The following is a 6,100-nucleotide window of genomic DNA, read 5'->3' as shown; positions in this document are numbered from 1 at the left end:
ATTAATCCCTTTAGAACATTCTCCCCAAGATTTTCGTTGGTCAATTTTATTGGAACCTGTCAATTCACGAATAGTAAAGTCATTGCCTATAGTAAGCTGTTTTGGCATTAAAGCGCTCACTTTCCCTTGCTCATAACTCACTTGGCAACGAATAACAAATTCTGGCTCAATATCAACTTTACTTCCACTTCTTGGGTAGTAGATTATCTTCCCTGAGGTTAACGTTTCCGGATGAGAACAATCAATCACAAAGATACCATTGGGCAATGCCGTTTCTTGTACTTGTTCTGCACCACTTAAATGACCTGAATAATTACCAATAATACCGATACACAACATGAAACTTTCCCTTTATCACTGACTTTATTGCTTATATTGACACTTGTTTGTTCACCAGTATCTGTGAACAAATATCGAGTTGAGCAAGCAGCCAAGTAGCAGCCAGCAAATCTGCACTACCTCCTGGACTGAGATTTTTATGCGTAAATTGCTGGTCGAGTAGCGTAATTTCACTGTCAAGGTTGGTGTGGGGATAATGGCTTTTTTCCAGTAGCTGCCTTGATTGACTTTGTACGTAGTCGAGACCCGACATTCCACCACGGTTAACCACATTGCTGTCACAGTTGTGGCTCATTAAAGAGAGCAAGGTTTTTGACAGCGCTTGCTCTTCCGAATGGCCTTGCAAAATGCACTCTTGGTAAATAGGCAGCCCGTAACAATAAATGGTAGGGTAACCTTTTGAAGCTTCTCCTCGAATGCCCGTAATTCCAAATTGTTTGTACAGTTTTTCTCCAGCAGTTACGGGGATTTTATTGGATAATTTTAAATCATCTACCACCAAACTTGCGCAACACTCTTTGATAACGGCTCTCACTCGTTGTGAGTCGTAACTGAGTCCTTTTTGATACAGCCAGCCGACTGCACCGCATATCAGGCCAAGGGTAAAAATCATGCCTTTATGCGTATTAACTTTATTGGTTGCGGAAAACATCGCTTTCTCTGCCTGAATACCAACAGTTCTTAAACCCGGCAGTAGTGATTTGGCTGGTAAATACGACATTCTGGCTCCTGCTTTAACAAATGCCTTCATAAACGGCCGAAGTGCATCGCAACTGCGCACAAATGTATAGATGTCCATATCATGGTGCGCACCGTTTGAGGAGCAATCTACCAGCCCCGCTTTTGGGGTTAAATGCACTTCTAACATCATGGCGTGGTAGGCCAAATTGCCTGCTAACACACAAATATTCAGCCTCAACGCTCCACGTTCTGCTGGTTGATATAGGCAGCAGTCATCCATCAACCATTCAATACTTCTATTGGCAATCATGGGTTATCTCGCTCATTTTATGGATCAATTCAGACAGAGGATGAGTTCGGTTACGAGCGCAACTTTTCGCCTCGTTCTCACATAATAAACAGCGTCGCTTCGGCAAACGTAACATTTCTCTCGACATTGGAAGACCAGAGGTTGAAATCACATCGATATCAAATAGACGCCCATAGTGATGATTCTCCTCCAATTTCACCATCAAGCACTTTAACCGATAGGGATCTTCGCATTTTGCAGCGATCAAAAGCTCATAGCCGGTGACTTCCACAACAGTTTCCATCCGAACAACCGCAATGTTGTTTGCTAAACAGGTTTCTAAAATCGCATAGTATCCAGCATCAAACGCTTTTTCTGATATCGCATTTTTCTTAACAACCCCCACCATGTTGATCGTGAAACTGATCAGCGGCAGAGAGTGAGTGTTAACCCACTCTCTTTGTCGATAGGCTCTTTGTTCTTTACAATCAAGTAATTGCTGTAAATTAACTTGTGGCCCACTGTACACTCACAACTCCTTAACTTGCCGAATCACATCAAGCACTGAACCATCACGGTAACGAACATAGCCCACCACTTTTTCTTCAAAAGCAATGGACCTTGGTTTACCCGTCAATAATTCTGCCCTCTCTTGCAACTGCTCGATGCTCATTAGAATCAGGCCACTTTGTTGCAATTTTTCGGCAATTTCAGGTCGATTCGGGTTAACTGCCACACCATGATCAGTCACTAACACATCAATTTCGCTGCCAACGGTCACGACATTCAATACTGATTCTACAACCGTAGGAATTCGGCCTCTGACCAAGGGAGCAACAATAATCGTCAAATTGGCCGAAGCCGCAGTATCACTGTGACCACCCGATGCGCCGCGGATAACACCATCGGAACCGGTAATCACATTGACGTTGAAATCGGTATCGATCTCTAGTGCACTTAAGATCACTACATCCAATCGATCTACTACCGCTCCTTTGGAGGCAGGATTAGCATATTGGTTAGCGGAAATTTCAATGTGGTTTGGATTGCGAGCTAAAGAGTCAATCGCATGGCCATCGAATGACTGAACATCGAGTAGCGTTTTGATCAAGCCTTTTTCATGCAGATCCACCATAGTGGATGTAATACCACCCAGTGCAAAACTGGCTGTAATATTCTTTCTGACCATTTTTTCTTCAAGAAAACGAGTCACCGCTAAAGAAGCACCACCCGAGCCAGTTTGCATTGAGAAATCTTGCTTAAAGTACCCAGAATGCTCAATAACATCGGCCGCTTTCCGTGCAATCAAAAGCTCACGGGGGTTACTTGTCATACGTGTTGTTCCACCGCCGATTTTTGAAGCATCGCCGACACATTTCACCAGTACCACACTATCAACACTATCTTGCGCTATTGAAGCTGGTTGGTTTGGAAATTGAACCAGTTGCTCGGTTAAAATAACCACATGCTTAGCGTACATGGCATCGATTTGTGCGTAACCCAAAGAGCCACAACGTGAATGACCATGTACGGCATTGGCATTACCAAATTCGTCACTGGTAGAGACACCAAGAAACGCAACATCAATATTGAGTTCACCAGATTGTATAAGCTGAACACGACCACCATGCGAATGAATGTGGATCGGCTCATTCATGGATCCGTTGGAAATAAATTCCGCCAGCTCACCACGCAATCCGGAGGTATAAATCTTACTCACTACACCATTTTCTATGTGCGTAATAAGCGGTGAATGGATTTCGGCCAACGAGCTGGAGGCTAAGGTTAAATTCTTTAATCCTAGCTGCGCGAGGACATCCATCACCATGTTGATGATTTGATCACCACCACGAAAAGAGTGATGAAATGAGACAGTCATACCATCTTTCAACCCACTGTTGCGCACAGCGTCTTGAACGGTTTTGAATAGCTTACGTGACTTTTTTTTGTCACGATCATATAAGTGGGGAGTAAGCTCATGTGGACCCGCATAAGGTCTTAAATTGGGAGCCGTTAAATCAAATTCACGAAGTTTTTTATTATTCATCCAACTGCTGCCTTACTGTTTAATACCGGATTTTGCCCGCTCTAGTGTCCATCGAGCACGTTCAATGATCGGCGCATCCACCATTTTTCCATTGAGAGAAACCACGCCAGAACCTTGTTGCTCAGCGTCTTGCGCCACCTCAATAACGGCGTAAGCGTGATCAACTTCTTTCTGTGATGGAGCAAAAACGTTGTGGATCATTTCGATTTGGCGAGGGTTAATCAGCGACTTGCCATCAAAACCTAATGTTTTGATCTGTTCCGCTTCGTGAAGAAAGCCTTCGTCATTGTTCGCATCGGAATAAACAGTATCGAAAGCCATGACGCCGGCGGCGCGAGCAGCTTGTAGTATTGAACAGCGTGCAAACAAAAGTTCAGTGCCTTCAGATGTGCGTTGTGTGCGCAAATCGCGTACATAATCTTCTGCGCCCAACGCAATACCAATCAAACGTTTTGAACCACAAGCAATCTCAACAGCGTTATTTACTCCCATCGCCGATTCAATCGCAGCAAGCATTTTGGTACTGCCTAACTTGCGACCAAATTCAATTTCAGCTTGTTCTATGGCAAGCTCCATATCCACCACATCTTGCAGCGTATCTGTTTTGGGTAAACGCACCGCGTTCACGCCAGCTTTGACGACGGCCCTCACATCAGCATGTCCAAAATCAGATTCCAAAGCATTAACACGTACAATCGTCTCAATATTTTGGTAGAGCGGGTGTTGCAGTGCGTTGTAAACCAACATGCGCGCCGTATCTTTCTCACGCAGGGAGACGGAATCTTCTAAATCGAACATGATTGCATCGGGTGTGTAGATAAATGCATTGCTTAACATTGCCGCATTGGAGCTTGGGACAAAAAGCATACTTCTTCGTAGTTTACTCATTAAATTGCCCCCCAAATAATGTCGTTATTAGCGATATTCGCTGCGCGCATCACTGCAGCTTGTACGCGAGCGCGGATCACACAATCAAGGGCTCCTTTATCATTAATAGTGACGATGGCAGAACTGACACCCATCTCCTCCAACGTGTGAGTTACAACCTGACGGATAATTGGCTCAAATTGCTTTTCGACCGAGCTAGTAATGTCAATTTGCAGATGACCGCCACCGCTAGGTGTCACTTCAACGAGTAGGTCACTCGACTCAAGTGTTCCAGCGTAGGAGCGCTGACTAATATGCATACGAAGTCCTTAAGATACGTCTATTGGATGTTTGAATTTTTTGACAATAGATGTTTATCCGCTATTGCCTGTTGCTAGCATTGTCGTCAAAGGCTGGGCGATTAAAGGGGACGCTGCTCAAGTTTCGCTGTAGGGTAAAAACCATTAACGTTTTTAATGAATTTAATCGCGAGTAAAGAAAGGAAGGAAGAAAGGAAGAAAGAAAGAAAGAAAGAAAGAAAGAAAGAAAGAAAGAAAGAACAATAGCAATGATGTGAAAACGCCACCCTTAAAGAGTGGCGCGGTAGCGATAAGCATAAATACTAGGCGTTTTTAACGTAGACCCGTTCAGGTCTACCGACCCGGCCATGCTCATTTTCAACCGAGATGAAACCGCTGGCGGCGCAATATTCAAGGTAGCGTCGCGCCGTGGTTTTGCTGATTCCCACTTCACTGCCTAAACTTTCCGCGGTATATTTAAGGCCGCTATTGGCTCTAAATACTTGTTTAATCATATCCAATGTTAACTCACCAATCCCTTTAGGAAGTCGGCTGGATTCTTTATCCCGCGTCTGGATATTAAATAAATCATCGACATGGCGTTGGCTGATGTTGTCAAACGCTTTGATGGCACAGTGGTATTTCAAGTATCGATTGAGCGTTTCTTGTAGTCTATCGTAAGAAATAGGCTTTAAAAGGTAGTCAAAACAACCACAATGAAGCGCGTCTTTTACTGTTTCCATCTCACTTGATGCCGTCACCAAAATCACATCGGGTTGATTGCCACTCTTATCGGCGATGATCTCGCGCAACAAATCAATCCCACGGCCATCGGGCAAGTAGTTATCTAAAATGATCAGGCTAGGTTTATGGATCCGTATCATCGTTTTCGCCATAGCAATGGTCGATGCGATACCGATAGGATTGAACCTTATCGTCTGACGGAAGAAATGTGCATGAAGTTCAGCGATTCCAACTTCATCTTCTATAATTAATACATCAATCATATTCATTCTTAATTACCTTTATTCGGAATAAAAATTGAAAATATCGTTCCCTTAGGTTCCGCATCATCAACTAATATAACTCCACCAGCATTCATCACGTATCGATTGATAAGATATAAACCTATTCCATGGCCTTCACTATCTTTTTTACTGGTTACCCCACGTTCAAAAATAGTACTTGCTATATCCGATGATATACCACAACCATTGTCAGAGACTTCAACCACTAAATCATCACCAGCATCTGTAATTAACACGGTAACAATTTTATTACTTTCAGGGTTCTGAAGTGTGGCTTCAAATGCGTTATCAATCAAATTCCCAATAATAGCGGATAATTCATTTGGTTCTATTTTTTCATTTAAATGACGTAACTGGCAAGTGGGATCGAACTGCAATTCTAGCCCTAGCTCGCAAGAGCGAGAATATTTTCCTAGCAGGATTCCTGCAATTTGCCTTAGTTTTATTCTTGAACTTATAAAGTCAATTAATTGTTGCTTTTTTATGTTTTCACTGTTAATTAATTCTAATGCTGCTTTATTATCTCCTATTTCTATTAAACCACTAATTG

8 protein-coding genes are annotated in these 6,100 nt (G+C 43.1%); all 8 read right to left on the bottom strand.

Annotation, left to right across the window (positions count from 1 at the left end):
• A partial coding sequence (locus tag AACQ21_RS03640; RefSeq protein WP_258174242.1) for a DUF5718 family protein occupies nucleotides 1–339 on the bottom strand: 339 nt, incomplete at its 3' end.
• A gap of 31 nt (nucleotides 340–370) precedes the next feature.
• Nucleotides 371–1,330, bottom strand: coding sequence for a triphosphoribosyl-dephospho-CoA synthase CitG (gene citG, locus AACQ21_RS03635; protein WP_105977478.1), 960 nt, complete (start codon nucleotides 1,328–1,330; stop codon nucleotides 371–373).
• Nucleotides 1,317–1,838, bottom strand: coding sequence for a citrate lyase holo-[acyl-carrier protein] synthase (gene citX, locus AACQ21_RS03630; protein WP_013856978.1), 522 nt, complete (start codon nucleotides 1,836–1,838; stop codon nucleotides 1,317–1,319). Before citX ends, citG begins: the two co-directional genes overlap by 14 nt.
• Entirely contained in the window at nucleotides 1,839–3,356 is a 1,518-nt protein-coding gene (gene citF / locus AACQ21_RS03625) for a citrate lyase subunit alpha (RefSeq protein WP_013856979.1), read from the bottom strand.
• Nucleotides 3,357–3,368: 12 nt separating this feature from the next.
• On the bottom strand, nucleotides 3,369–4,244 hold the full coding sequence (gene citE / locus AACQ21_RS03620; protein ID WP_029189992.1) for a citrate (pro-3S)-lyase subunit beta: 876 nt from the start codon (nucleotides 4,242–4,244) through the stop codon (nucleotides 3,369–3,371).
• On the bottom strand, nucleotides 4,244–4,543 hold the full coding sequence (gene citD, locus AACQ21_RS03615; protein ID WP_105977477.1) for a citrate lyase acyl carrier protein: 300 nt from the start codon (nucleotides 4,541–4,543) through the stop codon (nucleotides 4,244–4,246). Before citD ends, citE begins: the two co-directional genes overlap by 1 nt.
• Nucleotides 4,544–4,845: 302 nt before the next feature.
• Nucleotides 4,846–5,535 carry a response regulator gene (locus tag AACQ21_RS03610; RefSeq protein WP_013856983.1) on the bottom strand — a complete coding sequence of 230 codons (690 nt, stop codon included), beginning with the start codon at nucleotides 5,533–5,535 and terminating at the stop codon, nucleotides 4,846–4,848.
• Nucleotides 5,536–5,537: 2 nt separating this feature from the next.
• Nucleotides 5,538–6,100 (bottom strand): ATP-binding protein (locus tag AACQ21_RS03605; RefSeq protein ID WP_146127554.1); only part of this gene is annotated, 563 nt, incomplete at its 5' end.

The sequence above is a fragment of the Vibrio sp. V01_P9A10T6 genome, from assembly GCF_963877065.1.
Classification (GTDB): Bacteria; Pseudomonadota; Gammaproteobacteria; order Enterobacterales; family Vibrionaceae; genus Vibrio; species Vibrio anguillarum.
Note: the sequence above shows the minus strand (reverse complement) of the source record. Positions and strands in the feature narration are given on the sequence as shown.